General features: G+C 68.8%; 14 protein-coding genes, 1 tRNA gene and 1 pseudogene. 7 read left to right on the plus strand and 9 right to left on the minus strand.

The window, feature by feature from the left end:
* Positions 1-115: 115 nt before the first annotated feature.
* Positions 116-730: an ANTAR domain-containing response regulator gene (locus tag A5730_RS21920; RefSeq protein ID WP_156669602.1), complete on the minus strand. Its 615-nt coding sequence runs from the start codon at positions 728-730 to the stop codon at positions 116-118.
* Positions 731-843: 113 nt separating this feature from the next.
* On the opposite strand from A5730_RS21920, the gene A5730_RS21925 reads away from it, so the two are divergent.
* Positions 844-920: transfer RNA gene (locus A5730_RS21925), tRNA-Leu, on the plus strand.
* 356 nt (positions 921-1,276) lie between these two features.
* On the opposite strand, the gene A5730_RS21930 is transcribed toward A5730_RS21925, so the two are convergent.
* Complete coding sequence (locus tag A5730_RS21930) at positions 1,277-1,465, minus strand: hypothetical protein (RefSeq protein ID WP_067905263.1); 189 nt, start codon at positions 1,463-1,465, stop codon at positions 1,277-1,279.
* 225 nt (positions 1,466-1,690) lie between these two features.
* Between A5730_RS21930 and A5730_RS21935 the strand changes: the two genes are divergently transcribed.
* From A5730_RS21935 to cydC, 6 genes and pseudogenes are all read left to right on the plus strand, one after another.
* Entirely contained in the window at positions 1,691-3,031 is a 1,341-nt protein-coding gene (locus tag A5730_RS21935; protein ID WP_067905410.1) for an adenylate/guanylate cyclase domain-containing protein, read from the plus strand.
* Positions 3,032-3,059: 28 nt separating this feature from the next.
* Positions 3,060-3,656, plus strand: coding sequence for an HdeD family acid-resistance protein (locus A5730_RS21940; RefSeq protein ID WP_156669603.1), 597 nt, complete (start codon positions 3,060-3,062; stop codon positions 3,654-3,656).
* A gap of 86 nt (positions 3,657-3,742) precedes the next feature.
* A complete protein-coding gene (locus A5730_RS21945; RefSeq protein ID WP_067905267.1) occupies positions 3,743-5,215 on the plus strand; it encodes a cytochrome ubiquinol oxidase subunit I in 1,473 nt (490 codons plus the stop codon).
* Positions 5,216-5,241: 26 nt separating this feature from the next.
* Positions 5,242-6,282 (plus strand): cytochrome d ubiquinol oxidase subunit II, encoded by a 1,041-nt coding sequence (gene cydB / locus A5730_RS21950; RefSeq protein ID WP_067905270.1) that lies wholly within the window; start codon positions 5,242-5,244, stop codon positions 6,280-6,282.
* Between the two features lie 62 nt (positions 6,283-6,344).
* The gene (cydD, locus tag A5730_RS21955; protein ID WP_067905273.1) at positions 6,345-7,958 is read left to right on the plus strand and encodes a thiol reductant ABC exporter subunit CydD; all 1,614 of its coding nucleotides are present in this window, start codon (positions 6,345-6,347) and stop codon (positions 7,956-7,958) included.
* Positions 7,945-9,650, plus strand: a pseudogene (gene cydC / locus A5730_RS21960) (thiol reductant ABC exporter subunit CydC). The gene cydD and the pseudogene cydC overlap by 14 nt, the downstream one beginning before the upstream one ends.
* On the opposite strand, the gene A5730_RS21965 reads toward cydC, so the two are convergent.
* The 7 genes from A5730_RS21965 to trpB all read right to left on the minus strand — a co-directional run bounded on the left by A5730_RS21965 (position 9,584) and on the right by trpB (position 17,387).
* Positions 9,584-10,981 carry a bifunctional lysylphosphatidylglycerol flippase/synthetase MprF gene (locus tag A5730_RS21965; protein WP_067905278.1) on the minus strand — a complete coding sequence of 466 codons (1,398 nt, stop codon included), beginning with the start codon at positions 10,979-10,981 and terminating at the stop codon, positions 9,584-9,586. The pseudogene cydC and the gene A5730_RS21965 overlap by 67 nt on opposite strands.
* A 143-nt stretch (positions 10,982-11,124) precedes the next feature.
* Entirely contained in the window at positions 11,125-12,000 is an 876-nt protein-coding gene (locus A5730_RS21970; protein ID WP_156745891.1) for an acyl-CoA thioesterase II, read from the minus strand.
* Between the two features lie 26 nt (positions 12,001-12,026).
* Positions 12,027-13,445 (minus strand): pyruvate kinase, encoded by a 1,419-nt coding sequence (pyk, locus tag A5730_RS21975; protein WP_067905284.1) that lies wholly within the window; start codon positions 13,443-13,445, stop codon positions 12,027-12,029.
* 75 nt (positions 13,446-13,520) lie between these two features.
* Entirely contained in the window at positions 13,521-13,940 is a 420-nt protein-coding gene (locus A5730_RS21980; RefSeq protein WP_067905286.1) for a DUF2752 domain-containing protein, read from the minus strand.
* 38 nt (positions 13,941-13,978) lie between these two features.
* Complete coding sequence (locus tag A5730_RS21985; protein ID WP_067905287.1) at positions 13,979-15,316, minus strand: prolipoprotein diacylglyceryl transferase; 1,338 nt, start codon at positions 15,314-15,316, stop codon at positions 13,979-13,981.
* Entirely contained in the window at positions 15,313-16,158 is an 846-nt protein-coding gene (gene trpA, locus A5730_RS21990; RefSeq protein WP_156745892.1) for a tryptophan synthase subunit alpha, read from the minus strand. The genes A5730_RS21985 and trpA overlap by 4 nt, the downstream gene beginning before the upstream one ends.
* The gene (gene trpB, locus A5730_RS21995; RefSeq protein WP_067905290.1) at positions 16,125-17,387 is read right to left on the minus strand and encodes a tryptophan synthase subunit beta; all 1,263 of its coding nucleotides are present in this window, start codon (positions 17,385-17,387) and stop codon (positions 16,125-16,127) included. Before trpB ends, trpA begins: the two co-directional genes overlap by 34 nt.
* Positions 17,388-17,438 lie beyond the last annotated feature (51 nt).

The raw sequence follows: 17,438 nt of genomic DNA on the forward strand, positions 1-17,438 counted from the left end.
CAACGACGCCACAGCGCACTCGCAGGACTACCCCCGATCAGCCGACTGCGACCAACCTGATGGCTGAGTACAGCTAGCGCTAAGCGGCTTCGGGCTTGCGCTCAGGGCGCGAGGGCTACTCGTCCTCGGAGCCGAGGGTTTCCAGCACGACCTCGGCCACCCGCTTCATCGTGGTCCGCCGATCCATCGCGGCGCGCTGAATCCACTTGAACGCCTCGGGCTCGGTCATGCCCTGTTTGGTCTGCAGCAGGCCCTTGGCGCGCTCGACGAGCTTGCGGGTCTCCAGCCGGTCGGACAGCGTGGCCACTTCGCGTTCCAGCTCGGTGATCTCGCTGAACCGGCTGACCGCCAATTCGATAGCCGGAATCAGGTCGCTGATCGTGAACGGCTTCACCAGGTAGGCCATCGCCCCGGCGTCGCGGGCGCGCTCGACCAAGTCGCGCTGGCTGAACGCGGTCAGCACGACGATCGGCGCGATGCGCTTGCTGGCGATCTCCGACGCGGCGTCGATCCCGTCGCGCCGTGGCATCTTCACGTCCATGATCACCAGGTCGGGTTGATGCTGCTCGGCCAGCTCGACGGCTTCCTGCCCGTCGCCGGCCTCCCCGACGATCTCGTAACCCTCCTCTCGCAGCATCTCGGCGAGGTCCATTCGGATGAGCGCTTCGTCTTCCGCGATCAGGACCCGGCGCGGCACGGCGGCGTCGGTGTCGGTCGTGGGGCCTGTCATGACGGACATTGTGTCGTGAACGCCTCGAACCAGCGACCTCGGGGGCGGTCAGACGGCCGCCCGCGCCTGATCCTCTAAGGTGGGAGGCTGCCTCTAAGGTAGGAGGCCGGCCAGCCCTCGTATCCCAACTGGCAGAGGAAACGGATTCAAAACCCGTCCAGTGTGAGTTCGAATCTCACCGAGGGCACCACCACGGCACTCGCCCCTAGTGCGCAATCGGCGCCTCCCCGCCCCCGCATCCGGCAAACCGGGTTGGGGCTAGCCGGCCGCTTTCCGGTACTCAAGTAGCGGCTCTCCAGCCACACCAAAGCGTGGGTGCGGTAAATGGCGCCAAATGCGTGCCAAAGGTATGGACTTCCGCGAATTTAAATACTTCGCGCATTTTGCGCCCGGCATGAATTTGGCGCCCGCGATGAATTCAATTTATTTCGCGATGGCGGCACGCGCGGGCCGGATTTATTGGCGACCGACTCCACCCCGCGGGCAGAAGATCCGAAACTCGACCGTCGCCGCGGCCCTTCCCAGGGGCCTGGGCGAGCCGCCTAGTCAGCGGCTGATGCACACCTGTTCTTCGGAGTGCACCACGTTGACCTGCATCGGATCGCTCTGCATGGAGTCGGTTGCCACCCGCAACAACGAGGCCGCGCCGCCACATCCCACCCCGCACGCGGGGGTCGCCATCGCAATTCCCGCCAGAACCAGCACGAGCCCGATCTTCTTGCTGAGAATCCCCATGATGGGCCCCTTTGGTTAGAGGAACACGCGACCCACTTCACAGCCCGACATATGTTTAATAACACTTCGGACAAATTTTTGAACACCCCAAACGCGAATTTTTTTCGGAATTTTTTTTGCACCCGATACGGCCGGGTGCCGACGCGGCCTCCGCCCCGGCCCCGCGGCGGCGATTCCTCGGTCCAGGGGCCGACAAACACCGAGGTCAGCGGTTACGCTGTCAGCGTGGCGGCTAAGAAGTGCGGCGCCCCACGGGTGGCAGATGGCTCATCGGGCCGCCCCGACTGCGTGGCAGCGGTGCGGGCGCAGACGCGCGACCGCAATCAGCACTACGCGGCCAGCGCCGCCCGCCGGGCCCGGATCCTGACCATCACCGCCTGGCTCGCCGTCATGGTGAGCGTGAGCTTCGTGCTGGTGCAGATCCTCAGCGGCACGTGGCTGTGGCAGGTGAGTTCCATCAACGTCCTCGGCGCCATGGTCTTCGCGATGGTCCCGTGGCTGCAGCGGTTCGGCGAACTGGTTGCGCCGCTGACCTTCCTGGGCGCGGCCTACGTGTCGGTGTTCGCCAGCTGTGTGGACGTCGGCACCGGGTCGGGGGCCCAGTTCTTCTTCCTGGTGGGCGCGTGCATCGTCGTGCTGCTGCTGGGGATCGAACACATCGTGTTGGCGTCCGCGCTCGCCGCGGTCGCCGCCGGCCTGATCATCGCCGTCGAGTTCCTGATCCCCCGCGACACCGGGCTGCAGCCGGCCTGGGTCCAGTCGGCCGGGTTCGTCGTCACGGCGGTGTCCAGCGTGGTGATGGTCGTCGTCACCGTGTGGTTCGCCCTGCGGGACACCGCGCGCGCCGAGGCCGTGATGGAGGCGCAGTACGAGCGCTCGGAGGCGCTGCTGGCCAACATGTTGCCGGCCAGCATCGCCGAGCGCCTCAAGGAGCCCGACCGCGGCGTCATCGCCGACAAGTACGACGAAGCCTCCGTCCTGTTCGCCGACATCGTCGGCTTCACCGAGCGCGCCAGCGGCACGGCACCGGCGGACCTGGTGCGCTTCCTCGACCGCCTCTACGGCGCCTTCGACGCGCTCGTCGACAAGCACGGGCTCGAGAAGATCAAAGTCAGCGGCGACTCCTACATGGTGGTCAGCGGCGTACCGCGCCCCCGGCCCGACCACGCCCAGGCGCTCGCGGACTTCGCGCTCGCCATGGCCAATGTCGTGGCCGGACTGCAGGATCCGCACGGCAACCCGGTTCCGCTGCGGGTGGGCATGGCGTGCGGACCGGTCGTCGCCGGTGTCGTGGGTTCGCGCCGCTTCTTCTACGACGTGTGGGGCGACGCGGTCAACGTCGCGTCCCGGATGGAATCCACCGACTCGGCGGGCCGAATTCAGGTGCCCGAGGCCATGTACGAGCGCCTGCGGGACGAGTTCGTGCTGCAGGAGCGCGGCCACATCGACGTCAAAGGCAAAGGCCTGATGCGCACCTGGTACCTGATCGGGCGTAAGGCGCCCCGCGAAACCACAGACGCGCCCACCGATCTGCTGGCCGCGGATTCGCGCACCGCCAACGTGTAACCGAAGTGCCCTATCCCGGGGGCGGCGTTTGTGTCACACTGCGGCCATGCAAACCACACCTGGACCTCCCCCCGCTCCAAGTCTGTTGCCGCACCTGTGGAAATCGGCCCTGTTGTCGGGAATTCTGTCGCTGGCCCTCGGGGTCCTGGTGCTGGCGTGGCCCGGAATATCCATCGTCGTGGCCGCGACCGCCTTCGGCGTCTACCTGCTGATCACCGGCGCCGCACAGGTGTTCTTCGCCTTCAGCCTGCATGTCTCGGCGGGCAGCCGGATCCTGCTGTTCATCAGCGGTGCCGCCTCACTCATCCTGGCGCTGTTGGCGTTTCGCCATTTCGGTCAGGGCTACGCAATCCTGTTGCTGGCCATCTGGATTGGCATCGGGTTCATCTTCCGCGGCGTCGGCACGACGATCTCGGCCATCCAGGACCCGCTCCTACCCGGCCGGGGCTGGACGATTTTCATCGGCGTGATCAGTCTGCTCGCCGGCATCGTGGTCCTCGCCTCGCCGCTGGAATCGATTGTGACGCTGGCCCTCGTGGTCGGCGTGTGGTTCGTGGTGATCGGCATTTTCGAGATCATCTCCTCCTTCGGCATCCGCAAGGCTTCGCAGACGCTGACCGGTTGAGGGGCGACCGGTAGCGCCGGCCCCGGCACTTCTACTACACTTCGTAGTAGCCGTGTGTACGGCTCCGCAGTTTCGGGAGATGGCAGATGAATGTCGTCGATATTTCGCGGTGGCAGTTCGGTATCACTACCGTCTACCACTTCATCTTCGTGCCGCTCACCATCGGTTTGGCACCGCTGCTGGCCGTCATGCAGACGGTGTGGGTGGCCAGCGGCAACACCGCGTGGTACCGCCTCACGAAGTTCTTCGGCAAGGTGTTCCTGATCAACTTCGCCATCGGCGTGGCGACGGGGATCGTCCAGGAATTCCAGTTCGGGATGAACTGGAGTGAGTATTCGCGGTTCGTCGGCGACATCTTCGGCGCGCCCCTCGCGATGGAAGGCCTGTTCGCCTTCTTCTTCGAGTCGACGTTCATCGGGTTGTGGATCTTCGGGTGGGGCCGGCTGCCGAAGCTGATCCACCTCGCCTGCATCTGGATCGTCGCGATCGGCGTCAACGTGTCCGCGTTCTTCATCATCGTGGCGAACTCGTTCATGCAGCACCCGGTCGGCGCGCACTACAACCCGGCGACGCACCGCGCCGAGCTGGACAGCATCACCGCGCTGCTGGGCAATAACACTGCGCGGTGGGCGTTTACGCACACCGTCACCGGCGCGCTGCTGACCGCCGGGACGTTCGTCGCGGCCATCAGCGCGTGGTTCCTGGTCCGGTCACGGCGCCCGGCGACGGCGACCCCTGCCGGTGAATCGGATGCGCGCACCATGTTCCGCCCGGCGGCGATCCTCGGCTGCTGGGTGGTGCTGCTCGCCGCGGTCGGCCTGTTCTTCACCGGCGACCGCCAGGGCAAGCTGATGTTCGTGCAGCAACCGATGAAGATGGCGTCGGCGGAGTCGTTGTGCAGCACCGCAACCGATCCGGACTTCTCCATCCTCACCGTCGGCACGCACAACAACTGCGACAGCATCACCCGCGTGATCGAGGTGCCCTACGTGCTGCCGTTCCTCGCCGAGGGCCGGACCAGCGACGTGACGCTGCAGGGCGTCCGGAACATCCAGCAGGACTTCGAGGGGCGGTTCGGCCCGAATGACTACCGGCCCAACCTGTTCGTCACCTACTGGTCGTTCCGCGCGATGATCGGTTTCCTGGCGGTCCCGGTGTTGTTCGCGCTGGCGGCGCTGTGGCTCACCCGCGGCGGCCGGGTGCCCAACCAGCGATGGCTGTCGTGGCTGGCGCTGGTGACCATTCCCACGCCGTTCCTGGCGAACATCTCCGGGTGGGTGTTCACCGAAATGGGCAGGCAGCCATGGATCGTCGCGCCGAATCCCACCGGGGACCAACAGGTTCGGTTCACCGTCCGGGAGGCCGTCTCACACCTGGCTCCCGGCATGGTCATCACCTCGCTGGTCACCTTCACCCTCGTCTACGCGGTGCTCGCGGTCCTGTGGTTCTGGCTGCTCAAGCGGTACATCACCGAGGGGCCGCGGGAACACGACGCCGAACCTGCGCCCGCGCCGGCGCCCGGCGACGACGAGGTGGCGCCGCTTTCGTTCGCCTACTAGGCCCGAGCACGGAAAGGAGCTGACCGATGGGACTGCAGCAGTTGTGGTTCGGCATCATCGGGTTGCTGTTCCTCGGTTTCTTCGTCCTGGAGGGCTTCGACTTCGGCGTGGGCATGCTGATGGAACCGCTCGCCCGGGTCGGCGTCGGCGAGACCGAACCCATCCGGCGCACGGCGCTCAACACCATCGGTCCGGTCTGGGACGGCAACGAGGTGTGGCTGATCGTCGGCGGCGCAGCGATGTTCGCCGCGTTCCCCGGCTGGTATGCCACGGTGTTCTCCACGCTGTATCTTCCGCTTCTGGCCATCCTGTTCGGCATGATCTTGCGCGCGGTGGCGATCGAGTGGCGCGGCAAGGTCGACGACACGAAGTGGCGGGGCTGGGCCGATTTCGGCATCGCCGCCGGTTCCTGGCTGCCCGCCATCCTCTGGGGCGTGGCGTTCGCCATCCTGGTCCGCGGCCTCCCCGTGGACGCGACCGGCCACGTCCACCTGTCGGTCACCGACGTGCTCAACGCCTACACCCTGTTGGGCGGCTTGGCGACGGCCGGGCTGTTTCTGTTCTACGGCGCGGTGTTCATCTCGCTGAAGACCTCCGGCTCCATCCGCGACGACGCCCACCGGCTGGCGGTGTGGCTGTCGGTCCCGGCGACCGCACTGGTTGCGGGATTCGGGATCTGGACGCAGCTGGCCTACGGCAAGCAGTGGACCTGGCTGGTGCTGGCGGTCGCGGTGGTGGCGCAGCTGACAGCGGTGCTGCTGGTGTGGCGGCGCGCCTCCGACGGCTGGGCGTTCGCGAGCACCGCGATAGTCGTTGTGGCCGTGGTGATCCTGTTGTTCGGCTCGCTCTACCCCAACCTGGTGCCCTCCACTCTGAACAAGCAATGGAGCCTGACGATCTACAACGCCTCGTCGACGCCGTACACCCTCAAGGTGATGACGTGGGTGACCGCGTTCATGGCCCCGCTGACGGTGGTCTACCAGGCATGGTCGTATTGGGTGTTCCGGCAACGGATTTCCGCGGACCGGATACCGCCGTCCATCGGGCTGGCGAGGCGCGCGTCCTGAGCGCACCCGGCTCGCGAGCGCGGGGCCCCGTGGACCCGCGGCTCTGGCGGGCATCGACGGCCTTGCGCCGCTACCTGAGCGCCACGGTCTGTTGCGGCGTGGTGATCTCCGGCTGCGCGATCGGCTCGGCGATCGTGCTGGCGCGCGTGGTCGCCGGCGCGGTGAGCGATCACGGGGCGCCCGGTCTGCGGGCCTGGCTCGGCCCGTTGTGGATTCTGCTGCTGCTGTGGACCATTCGCACGGTCGCGCACTGGCTGCAAGCGCGGTTGGGCCAGCGGGGCGCCAGCGCCGTCATCGCCGACCTGTCCGGTCAGGTGCTGACGGCGGTGACCGCCCGCCAGCCCGGTGAGCTCGCCGCCCAACGGGATGCCGCCGCGGTGGTGGTCACCCGGGGTCTCGACGGCCTGCGGCCGTACTTCACCGGGTACCTGCCCACGTTGCTGCTCGCCGGGACCCTGACCCCGGCGACGGTCGCCGTGATCGCGGTGTACGACCTCAAGTCGGCGGCCATCGTGGCGATCACCCTGCCGCTCATCCCGATCTTCATGGTGCTGATCGGCCTGGCGACCGCCGACCGGTCCGCGGCGGCCCTGGCCGCCATGACGACGCTGCAGGGGCGGCTGCTCGATCTCATCGCCGGGATCCCCACGCTGCGGGCCCTGGGCCGCGGCCGGGGCCCGGAGCGCCGGATCGCCGAACTCGCTGCGGCGCATCGCCGCTCGGCGATGGCGACGCTGCGGATCGCCTTCCTGTCGGCGCTGGTGCTGGAATTGCTGGCGACGCTGGGCGTCGCGCTGATCGCGGTGGGGATCGGGCTGCGGCTGGTGTTCGGCGGGATGACGCTGGCGACCGGTCTCACGGTGCTGTTGCTGGCGCCCGATGTCTATTGGCCGTTGCGCCGGATCGGCGTGGAATTCCATGCCGCGCAGGACGGCAGGACCGCCGCCGACCGGGCCTTCGCGCTCATCGGCGAGCCGGCCCGAACGACGACGCCACATCGGACGGTGACCGCCCGCGGCGCCGAGATCCGCCTCGAGGCGCTCGGCGTGGCCGGGCGCGACGGCGACGCGCCGTGCGGGCTCACCGCGCTCATCGAACCGGGCTCGGTGACGGTGCTGACCGGGAGCAATGGCGCCGGCAAAAGCACGGCCCTTCAGGCGATCATCGGCATCACCGTGCCGTCATCGGGCCGGGTCACGGTGGGCGGCATCGACGTGGCCGATCTCGAGCCCGGCGCGTGGTGGCGCCAGCTGTCCTGGCTGCCGCAACGCCCGGCGCTGATCCCGGGCACGGTCCGGGACAACCTGGCGCTCTTCGGCGACCTCAGTGATCTCGAAAGCGCCTGCGCCGCATCCGGTTTCGATGCCGTGCTGGCCGACCTGCCCGACGGGCTGGACACCGCGCTCGGTCGCGGCGGCGTCGGCCTGTCACTGGGTCAGCGGCAGCGGCTCGGCCTGGCCCGGGCGCTCGGGTCGTCCGCGGCGGTGCTGTTGCTCGACGAGCCCACCGCGCACCTGGACGCCCGCGCCGAGGAACGGGTGCTGCGGGCCATCGTGGACCGCGCCCGTTCCGGTGCCACCGTGGTGGTCGTCGGGCACCGCGCACCGGTGCTGGCCATCGGTGACCGGGTGGTGGAGGTGGTCGCCGGCAGGGGGGCGCGTTATGCCCCGGTCTGATCCGTTGTTGGCCGCCCTGCCGCTGCTGCGCCCGCGGCTCCCCCGCATCCTGGCGGCGGTCGCGCTGGGCGCGCTGTCGCTAGGCAGCGCGCTGGCGTTGGCGGGCGTGTCGGCCTGGCTCATCACGCGGGCCTGGCAGATGCCGCCCGTGCTGGACCTGTCGATCGCGGCCGTCGCGGTGCGCGCGTTCGCGATTTCGCGGGGCGTGCTGCACTACTGCGAGCGATTGGTGACCCACGACGCCGCGCTGCGCGCGGCCGGTAGCGCCCGGTCGGGGATCTATCACCGGCTGGCCCACGGACCGGCGGCCGCCGCCGTCCGGCTGCACAGCGGCGAACTGGTCACCCGGGTGGGCTCCGACGTCGAAGAGCTGGCCAACGTGCTGGTGCGTGCCGTGGTGCCGATCGGGGTCGCGGGGGTGCTGGCGCTGGCGGCGACCGCGGTTGTCGCGGTGATCTCGCCGCCCGCCGCGGCGGTGCTGGCGGCCTGCCTGCTCATCGCGGGCGTCGTCGCCCCACGGCTGGCCGCCAACGCGGCGGCCAGGCAGGAAAGCGTTGCCCGGCAGCATCATTCCGAGCGCGACACGTCGGCGATGATCGCTCTGGAACACGCGCCCGAGCTTCGCGTCGCCGGGCTGCTGCCCCGCGTGATCGCCGAATCGCAACGCGGCCAACGCGCCTGGGGTGCGGCCCTCGACGCGGCCGCGAGGCCGGCCGCCGTCGCCGAAGCCGTGCCGACGGCCGCGATCGGGGCCAGCGTGCTGGGCGCGGTGGTGGCCGGCATCGCTTTGGCACCATCGGTCGCGCCCACCACGCTGGCCGTCCTGATGTTGTTGCCGCTGTCCGCGTTCGAGGCGATGACCCCCCTGCCGGCCGCCGCGGTCCAGCTGACGCGCTCGCGCATCGCCGCGCGCCGGCTGCTCGACCTGACCGCGACCGACGCCCCGAAACCCGGAAAGCCCACCGCCGCCCCGCCCGGGCCCGCCGCCACGCTGTCCGCCGACATCCGGTCCGGCCACGCCGCGGCCCGGTCGTACCGCGTCACGCTGGACCTGCCGCCGAGTTCGCGGCTGGCCGTCACCGGCCCCAGCGGATCCGGCAAGACCACGCTGTTGATGACCCTCGCCGGCCTGCTGCCGCCGCTGCAGGGGCGGGTGACGCTCGACGGCACCGACCTGACCGAGTTCGACGAGGACGACTTGCGCCGCGCCGTCAGCTTTTTCGCCGAGGACGCGCACCTGTTCGCCACCACCGTCCGGGACAACCTGCTGGTCGCCCGCGGCGACTGCCGCGACGACGAGTTGACGGCCGCGCTGGACGCCGTCGGGCTGGGCGGCTGGCTCGCCGGTTTGCCCGACGGCCTGTCGACGGTGTTGACCGGTGGCGCACAAGGGCTTTCGGGCGGTCAGCGCCGACGTCTGCTCTTGGCGCGGGCCGTGCTCTCACCCGCCCGAATCGTGTTGCTCGACGAGCCGACCGAGCATCTGGACGCCGCCGACGCGGAACCGATCCTGCGCGAGCTGCTGGGGCAGGCGGGCGCCCTGTTGCCGGCCGATCGGGCCGTGGTGGTGGCGACTCATCACTTGCCCGACGACATCGGCTGTCGCCGACTGCACATCGATGCGCTCAGAGATGCCGCCGGCGCGGCATGAACTCCAGCGACAGCAGCACGATCAACAGCACGACGATCTGAGTCATCGAGACCAGCGCGTAGCGCCGGGCATCCAGCGCGTGGAACTTGCGCACGTACCGGTACAGCGACTCGAGCGCGATCAACGGGTCGAGGACATGGATCAACCGATAGAAGACCCGCTGCAGGCGGCTGCGGTTCTTTTCGTCGAAGATCTCCGGGAAGGCCGCGAACGCCAGCGAAAGCCGTTGTGCCCCAATCTCTTTCCCGGCCGTGATCATGTCGATGCTGAGCCGTTCGTCGATGCCGTTGGGCGCGCCGCGACGGCGCCACGGCACGTCGAGGGTGATGTCGCTGCCGCCGCCGGCCGTCGCGTACCGGTGAAATCCCTGCACCTTGCCCGAGGCGTCCCTGGCGATGATCAGCTGGATGCCCGGGAACCGGCCCTCCAGCACGCCGTCCAGGTTCATGTGGAAGCCGCGGTCGGCGTGGGCCGCCTTGCTCGACGACCGCACCACCTCGGTCAGCTCGGCGAGCCGCCTGTCGTCGAGTTCCTGTTCGGCGACGATCTCGGTGGTGACGCCGCAGTTGTGGGAACGCTTGACGGCCTGACGTAGGTTGCGGAACTTGCGACCCACCATGTCGAACCGGGTGACGTCGACGACCACGTCGCGCCCGATCGGCACGGCGCGCAGCGACTGTCCGATCACCGCGGCGTCGTTCCACAGGGCGAGCCGCCGCTCGCCGCAGCCGACCACCGCGATGCGCCAGCCGTGGGTGTGGCACATGGCTGCGAAGTCGGCGACCAGCTCGGGGAATCGGGTCTCATCGCCGATCGGGTCACCGCTGACCACCGCGATGCCCAGGCGCGTCCGGTAGGCCAGCGCCGCGTTGCCGTCCGCGGTAAAGTGGTAGCTCTTGCCGGTCTGCATCGTGAACGGGGCGAGCGGGTCGTCCCTGGTGGCCTGGATCAATTTCCAGACCCGCGGCAGGTCCTCGGGGCGCGGGTGCGACGACGTCGGCCACATCAGCACCATGCCCGAACTGGCGATCACCAGGTCGCCAAGCAGGTCGAAGGACAGCACGTGCAGGCCGAGGCCCGCCAGCACGAACAGGGCCGCCGCCACGGCGTGCAACGCCGTCACGGGCCGGCCCAGGAAGATGCCCCGGGCGATCCACGCCACCGCGACCAGCACCGTCAGCGACCAGGCCAACCGATCGGTGTAGTGCCAGGCCGGCTGGTGGTGGTGGCGGACCAGGATTTCGGCCAGCCAGCAGGTGGCGCTCAACAGCGCCAGGGCGCCGATCAGCCGGGCCGCCCGCGAATCGACGGAGACGACCACTCGTTCGCGCGCGCGGGCTTTCGCTGCGACGTCGATCACCGGCCCGCTCACACTCACCTCCCGATGCGCTGACGCTTCAGCTGGGCGGCTGGTTGCCGCCGCTGCACCGAATACCCGGCTGCTATGAACTTACGCCCGATCCCGGCCCTGCCGGGCCCGATTCACGCCGATGTCCTGCGGGTATTCCGCCCTGTCTATCGGCCCGACGGCGGAAAGTATTTCAGCACCCCTTCTTGCACCACCGTCGCCAGCAGCTGTCCGGAACGATCGAAGAAGTGACCGGTGCCCAGCCCGCGCGAGTCCGCGGCCACCGGCGACGACGTCGAGTACAGCACCCAGTCGTCGAAGTTGACCGGCCGGTGAAACCAGACGGAATGGTTGGCGGAGGCGGCGAAGATGCGGTCGAACCCCCAGGACAGCCCGTGGGTGGTGATCACGGAGTCCAGCACCGTGGTGTCCGAGGAATACACCATGGTCGCGGTGTGCAGGACCGGGTCGCCGGGCAGCGGGCCGCCGGCCTTCATCCACACGCGGTTGTGCGGGAGCCGGTCGCCCTTCTCGCGCATCACCCAGGCCGGGTCGTTGGTGTAGCGCCATTCGATCGGCTGCAGCGCGTTGACGAAGTGCGGGACGGTCTCCTCGTAACCGCGCAGCAGCTCGCCGATCGGCGGCTGCGTTTCGGGCTCCCCCACCTGCGGCGGGTCGACGCCGTGTTCGAGGCCGCGGCCGCCCGCCATGTAGGAGATCATCGCCGACGACAGCAGCATGCCGTCCTGCACGGCGTCGACGCGCCGATTGGCGAAGCGCCGCTCGTCGCGCAGGCGGGTGACGTGGAATTCGAGGTCCTTGCCGGTGTCGCCGCCGTTGATGAAGTGCACGGACAGCGCGCTGGGCGGCAGGTCGTCCCGAACCAGCGTGCGACCGCTCGCCACGAACGATTGGGCCATCAGCTGGCCACCGAATGTCCGCATCGGGTTCTTGCTGGGATGGGACCCGACGAACCGGTCGTCGGCGACCCGGTTGAGGTCGAGAATGGCCAGCAATTCCTCGAAATCAGAATTGGTGCTGATCGCGGCCTCTCCTATGGGTCGTCCGGCTAGACGTCGTCCTCCCCGATCCGGTGCACGTGGATGAGGTTGGTCGACCCTACTGTGCCAGGTGGCGCGCCGGCCACGATCACCACCAGGTCACCGCGCTTGTAGCGACCGAGTTCCAGCAGCGACTTGTCGACCTGGCGGATCATGCCGTCGGTGGAGGTCATCATCGGGACGATGAACGTCTCGGTGCCCCAGGTCATGGCGAGTTGGCTGCGCACCTCGGGCCAGGCGGTGAAGGCCAGCAGCGGCAACGGGGTGTGCAGGCGCGCCAGCCGCTTGACGGTGTCCCCGGATTGGGTGAAGGCGACCAGCGCCTTGGCGTCGAGGCGCTCGCCGATGTCGCGGGCGGCATACGAGATCACCCCGCGCTTGGTGCGCGGCACGTGCGTCAGCGGCGGGGCGGCGGTGGAGTTGTCCTCGACGGCGCAGATGATGCGCGACATGGTGCGGACGGCCGCCAGCGGGTACTTGCCCACCGACGTCTCCCCGGACAACATCACCGCGTCCGCGCCGTCGAGCACGGCGTTGGCGACGTCGGAGGCCTCGGCGCGCGTCGGCCGGGAATTCTCGATCATCGAGTCGAGCATCTGGGTCGCCACGATGACGGGTTTGGCGTTCTCCCGGGCCATTTGGATGGCCCGCTTCTGCACCAGCGGCACCTCTTCGAGCGGCAGCTCGACACCGAGGTCGCCGCGGGCCACCATGATGGCGTCGAAGGCCAGCACGATCGCTTCCAAATTGTCGACGGCTTCCGGCTTTTCCAGCTTCGCGATCACCGGCACCCGGCGGCCGATGCGATCCATCACCTCGTGCACCAACTCGACGTCGGACGGCGAGCGCACGAAGGACAGCGCGACCAGGTCGACACCGAGATCCAGCGCGAAGGTGAGGTCCTCGATATCCTTCTCCGACAAGGCCGGTGCGGACACGTTCATGCCGGGCAGCGAGATGCCCTTGTTGTTGCTGACCGGGCCGCCCTCGACGACGGTGCAGATGACGTCGTCGCCGTCGATGCGGTCGACGACCAGACCCACCTTGCCGTCGTCGACCAGCACCCGGTCACCGACCGTCGCGTCGGTGGCCAGCTTCTTGTAGGTGGTCGACACCCGGTCGTGGGTGCCCTCGCAATCCGCGACGGTGATGCAGACGGTTTCGCCGTCGGCCCAGTAGGTGGAACCGGTGGCGAATCGCCCCAGCCGGATCTTGGGGCCCTGCAGATCGGCGAGCACCCCGACCGCGCGGCCGGTGGTGTCGGACGCGGCCCGCACCCGCTCGTAGGCCGCCTTGTGGTCGGAGTAGTCGCCGTGACTGAAGTTCAACCGGGCGACGTCCATTCCCGCCTCGACCAGCGCCAGAATCAGCTCGTCCGAATTCGTCGCAGGGCCAAGGGTGCAGACGATCTTCCCGCGTCTACTCACGCCGAACCAGCATAGTCGGGTGGGCCCCCCGCGGTCCGGCGGAACGGGGTGTTGCCGGGTGAGCGATCGGCCACGCTAAACCGCGGGAAACAGCGGAAAGCCGGGCAGGTTACGCAGCACCGTCCACGCGATGACGGCGACCGCCATCGCCAGCCACGCCGGCGTTGACAGCGCCGGTTGGCGGCGGCGCCGGCGCACCAGCAGCCATCCGGCCAGCAGCGGGATGCCGACCAGCAGGAAGATGTTGTCGTTGACGGCGGCGACCAGGTCGCCGTGCAGCAGGTCGTGCGTCATGCGCAGGCCACCGCAGAACGGGCAATTCCAGCCGGTGAGCCATTTGAAGGGGCACTGCGGGTACACCGAATTCGTGTTGTGCGGGTCGACCAGGCCGACGTAGCCGAGCGCGCCGCCCAGCACCACGGCGGTACCCGCGGCGACGTATCGGCGCTGACGCCGCTTTTCCACCGGTTGTCCGGCGGAATCGGTTTGCGTCACGCTCTCAGCATGCCAGACGGCGCCGGCCGCCAGCGGTGCTACGGCCGGTTCCTGCGCAGCCGCCAGCGGCTGCGGGTTTCCTTGTACGGCTCGGCGGTCGCGGCCGGCTCGGCGGAGTCGTGTGCCGGCTTCGGCTCGGGCTCGTCGGGTTCGGCTTCTTCGGCTTCGGGTTCTTCGGCTTCGGCTTCAGGTTCTTCGGCTTCGCGCTCTTCGGCTTCGGCCTCGTCCGCCTCTTCCGCTTCTGCCTCGGGCTCTTCGGGTTCGGGCTCTTCCGCCTCTTCCGCTTCTGCCTCGGGCTCTTCGGGTTCGGGCTCTTCCGCCGCAGTCTCGTTAGCTTCGGGCTCTTCCGCTTCGGGCTCTTCGGCCTCGTCGGCGTCTTCGGCCTCGTCGGCGTCTTCGGCCTCGTCCGCCTTGCCGTCACCGTCCTCGGCGCCCGCCGCAACCGTCGCTGTCGACGCACCGCCCGCGGCAACGGTCGCGAGCTCACGCGCCGGTTCCTCCGCGGCCTCCTCGTTGCCACGCAGGCTCTCGGGGTCATCCCGCCCCTTGGGCGCCACCATGATGTACACCACGGCCCCGATGAACACGAAAGTCGATGTGAACGAATTGATCCGGATGCCCGCGATGTGCGTGGCGGTGTCATCGCGCAGCAACTCGACGCCGAAGCGCCCGATGCAATAGCTGGCCACGTACAGCGCGAACAGCCGCCCGTGGCCCAGCGTGAATCGCCGGTCCGCGTAGATCAGAATGGCGAAAACCAGGACGTTCCAGATCAATTCGTACAGGAACGTCGGCTGCACGACGAGCGCCACCTGCCCGGTCGAGACGCCGTCCAACGAGTGCGGGTCGACGTATCCCGAGGGGTCTCGGCGATAGAAGATCTCCAGCCCCCACGGCAGCGTGGTTTCGCGGCCGTAGAGCTCCTGGTTGAAGTAGTTGCCCAGCCGGCCGATGGCCTGCGCCAAAACGAGGCCGGGGGCCACCGCGTCGGTGAAGGCGGGCAGCGGAATGCCGCGGCGCCGGCAGGCGATCCACGCGCCCACGCAACCGAGCGCCACCGCGCCCCAAATGCCCAGCCCGCCGTCCCAAATGCGCACGGCCGCACCGATGCCGGCGCCGCCCGGGCCCCAGTACGTTCGCCAATCGGTGGCCAGGTGATACAGCCGGCCGCCCACCAACCCGAACGGCACGACCCACAACGCGATGTCGTAGATGACGCCGCGCTGGCCGCCGCGGGCCTCCCACCGGCGGTCGCCGATCAGCAGCGCCACCACGATGCCGATGATGATGAACAACGCGTAGGCGCGGATGGGCAGCGGCCCGAGGTGCCACACCCCCTGGGGCGGGCTGGGGAAGTACGTCGGCGGCATCGTCATCTCCTCGCCGCCCGCTGCCGGACACCGGCGGCCAGTTCCTCGGTCAGCGCGCGCACCGCGGGCAACCCGCCGTCTCCGAGCGCCGACACCAGCGCCGAACCGACGATGACACCGTCGGCGTAGCTGCCAATCTCGGCGGCCTGCTCCCGCGACCGCACCCCCAGCCCGACGCCGACCGGTATGTCCGACACCGCCTTGACCCGCTGCACCAATTCCGGCGCAGCATGCGACACGGCGTCGCGCGCTCCGGTTACCCCCATCGTGGAAGCAGCGTAGACGAATCCGCGCGACGCCTCGACCGTCATCGCCAGGCGCTGCGGCGTCGACGACGGCGCCACCAGAAAAATGCGATCCAACCGATGCTCCTCAGCTGCCGCCAGCCACCGTCCGGCTTCGTCGGGGATGAGGTCCGGGGTGATCAGGCCGTGTCCGCCGGCCGACGCGAGATCCCGCGCGAACGCGTCGACCCCATAACGCAACACGGGATTCCAGTAGGTCATCACCACGGCGCGCCCGCCGGCCGCGCTGATCGCCTCGACCGCGGCGAGCGTGTCCCGCACCCGCACCCCCCCTTGCAGCGCGGCCTCGGTGGCGCGGGCGATGGTCGGCCCGTCCATGCCCGGATCCGAATAGGGCACCCCGACTTCGATGAGGTCACAACCGGATTCCACCAGGGCGCGCATCCCGTCCACCGAGGTCGGCACGTCGGGGTAACCGGTGGGCAGGTAGCCGATCAGGGCCGCGCGATTGTCGTTGCGGCACGCCTCGAAGACCGGCCCGAGCCTGCTGGCTTGTTTCTGTTCCACGGTCACCGCTCGCCCGGCCCCATCAGGCCGAACCATTTCGCGGCCGTCTCGACGTCCTTGTCGCCCCGGCCGGACAGGTTCACCACGATGATCGCGCCCCGCCCCAACTCCAGGCCCAACTTCACCGCGCCGGCCACCGCGTGTGCCGATTCGATCGCGGGGATGATGCCCTCGGTGCGGCACAGCAGCGCGAACGCGTCCATCGCCTCCGCGTCGGTGATCGGCCGATATTCGGCGCGCCCGATCTCTTTGAGATACGCGTGCTCGGGCCCCACCCCGGGATAGTCCAGACCCGCTGAGATGGAATGGGATTCGATGGTCTGGCCGTCCTCGTCCTGCAGCAAATACGAGAACGAGCCCTGGAACGCGCCCGGTGAACCACCGGCGAAAGTCGCCGCGTGCCTTCCGGTTTCGACCCCGTCACCGGCCGCTTCGAAGCCGACCAGGCGCACGCCCGGATCATCGATGAACGGGTGGAAGATGCCGATGGCGTTGGATCCGCCGCCGACGCAGGCCACCACCGCGTCGGGCAGCCGGCCCGCCTGGGCCTGGATCTGCACGCGCGCCTCCAGGCCGATGATGCGCTGGAAATCGCGCACCATCGCCGGAAAGGGGTGCGGGCCCGCCGCCGTGCCGAAGCAGTAGTAGGTGTTATCGGCGTTGGTCACCCAGTCGCGAAACGCCTCGTTGATGGCGTCTTTGAGCGTTTTCGAGCCGCTCTGCACCGACACGACCTCGGCGCCCAGCAGCCGCATCCGCGCCACGTTGAGCGCCTGACGCGCGGTGTCGACGGCGCCCATGTAGATGACGCAGTCCAGCCCCAGCAGCGCGCACGCGGTGGCGGTGGCGACGCCGTGCTGCCCGGCGCCCGTCTCCGCGATGACCCGGTTCTTGCCCATCCGCTTGGCCAGCAACGCCTGACCGAGGACGTTGTTGATCTTGTGAGAACCGGTGTGGTTCAAGTCTTCTCGTTTGAGGAAGATGCGCGCCGAACCGGCGTGCTCGGAGAGCCGGGTGGCCTCGTACAGCGGCGACGGCCGACCGGCGTAGTTGGCCTGCAGGTCGTCCAGGGTGTCCAGGAAATCGGGGTTGATGCGTTCCTTCTCGTAGGCGGCGGTGACCTCTTCGATCACCGCCATCAACGCCTCCGCGACGTAACGGCCGCCGTACACACCGAAATGACCACCCGCGTCAGGTTCATGGGGGGTGGGTTCGGCGACGGCTGCACTCGGAAGGGGAAGGTCCGGGCGGGACAGATTGACCATCACCAAGGCTCTACGCGGATACGGCTCATGGGGTTCAACGTTTCGGCGCCG

The sequence above is a fragment of the Mycobacterium sp. ACS4054 genome (assembly GCF_001667275.1).
Taxonomy (GTDB): domain Bacteria; phylum Actinomycetota; class Actinomycetes; order Mycobacteriales; family Mycobacteriaceae; genus Mycobacterium.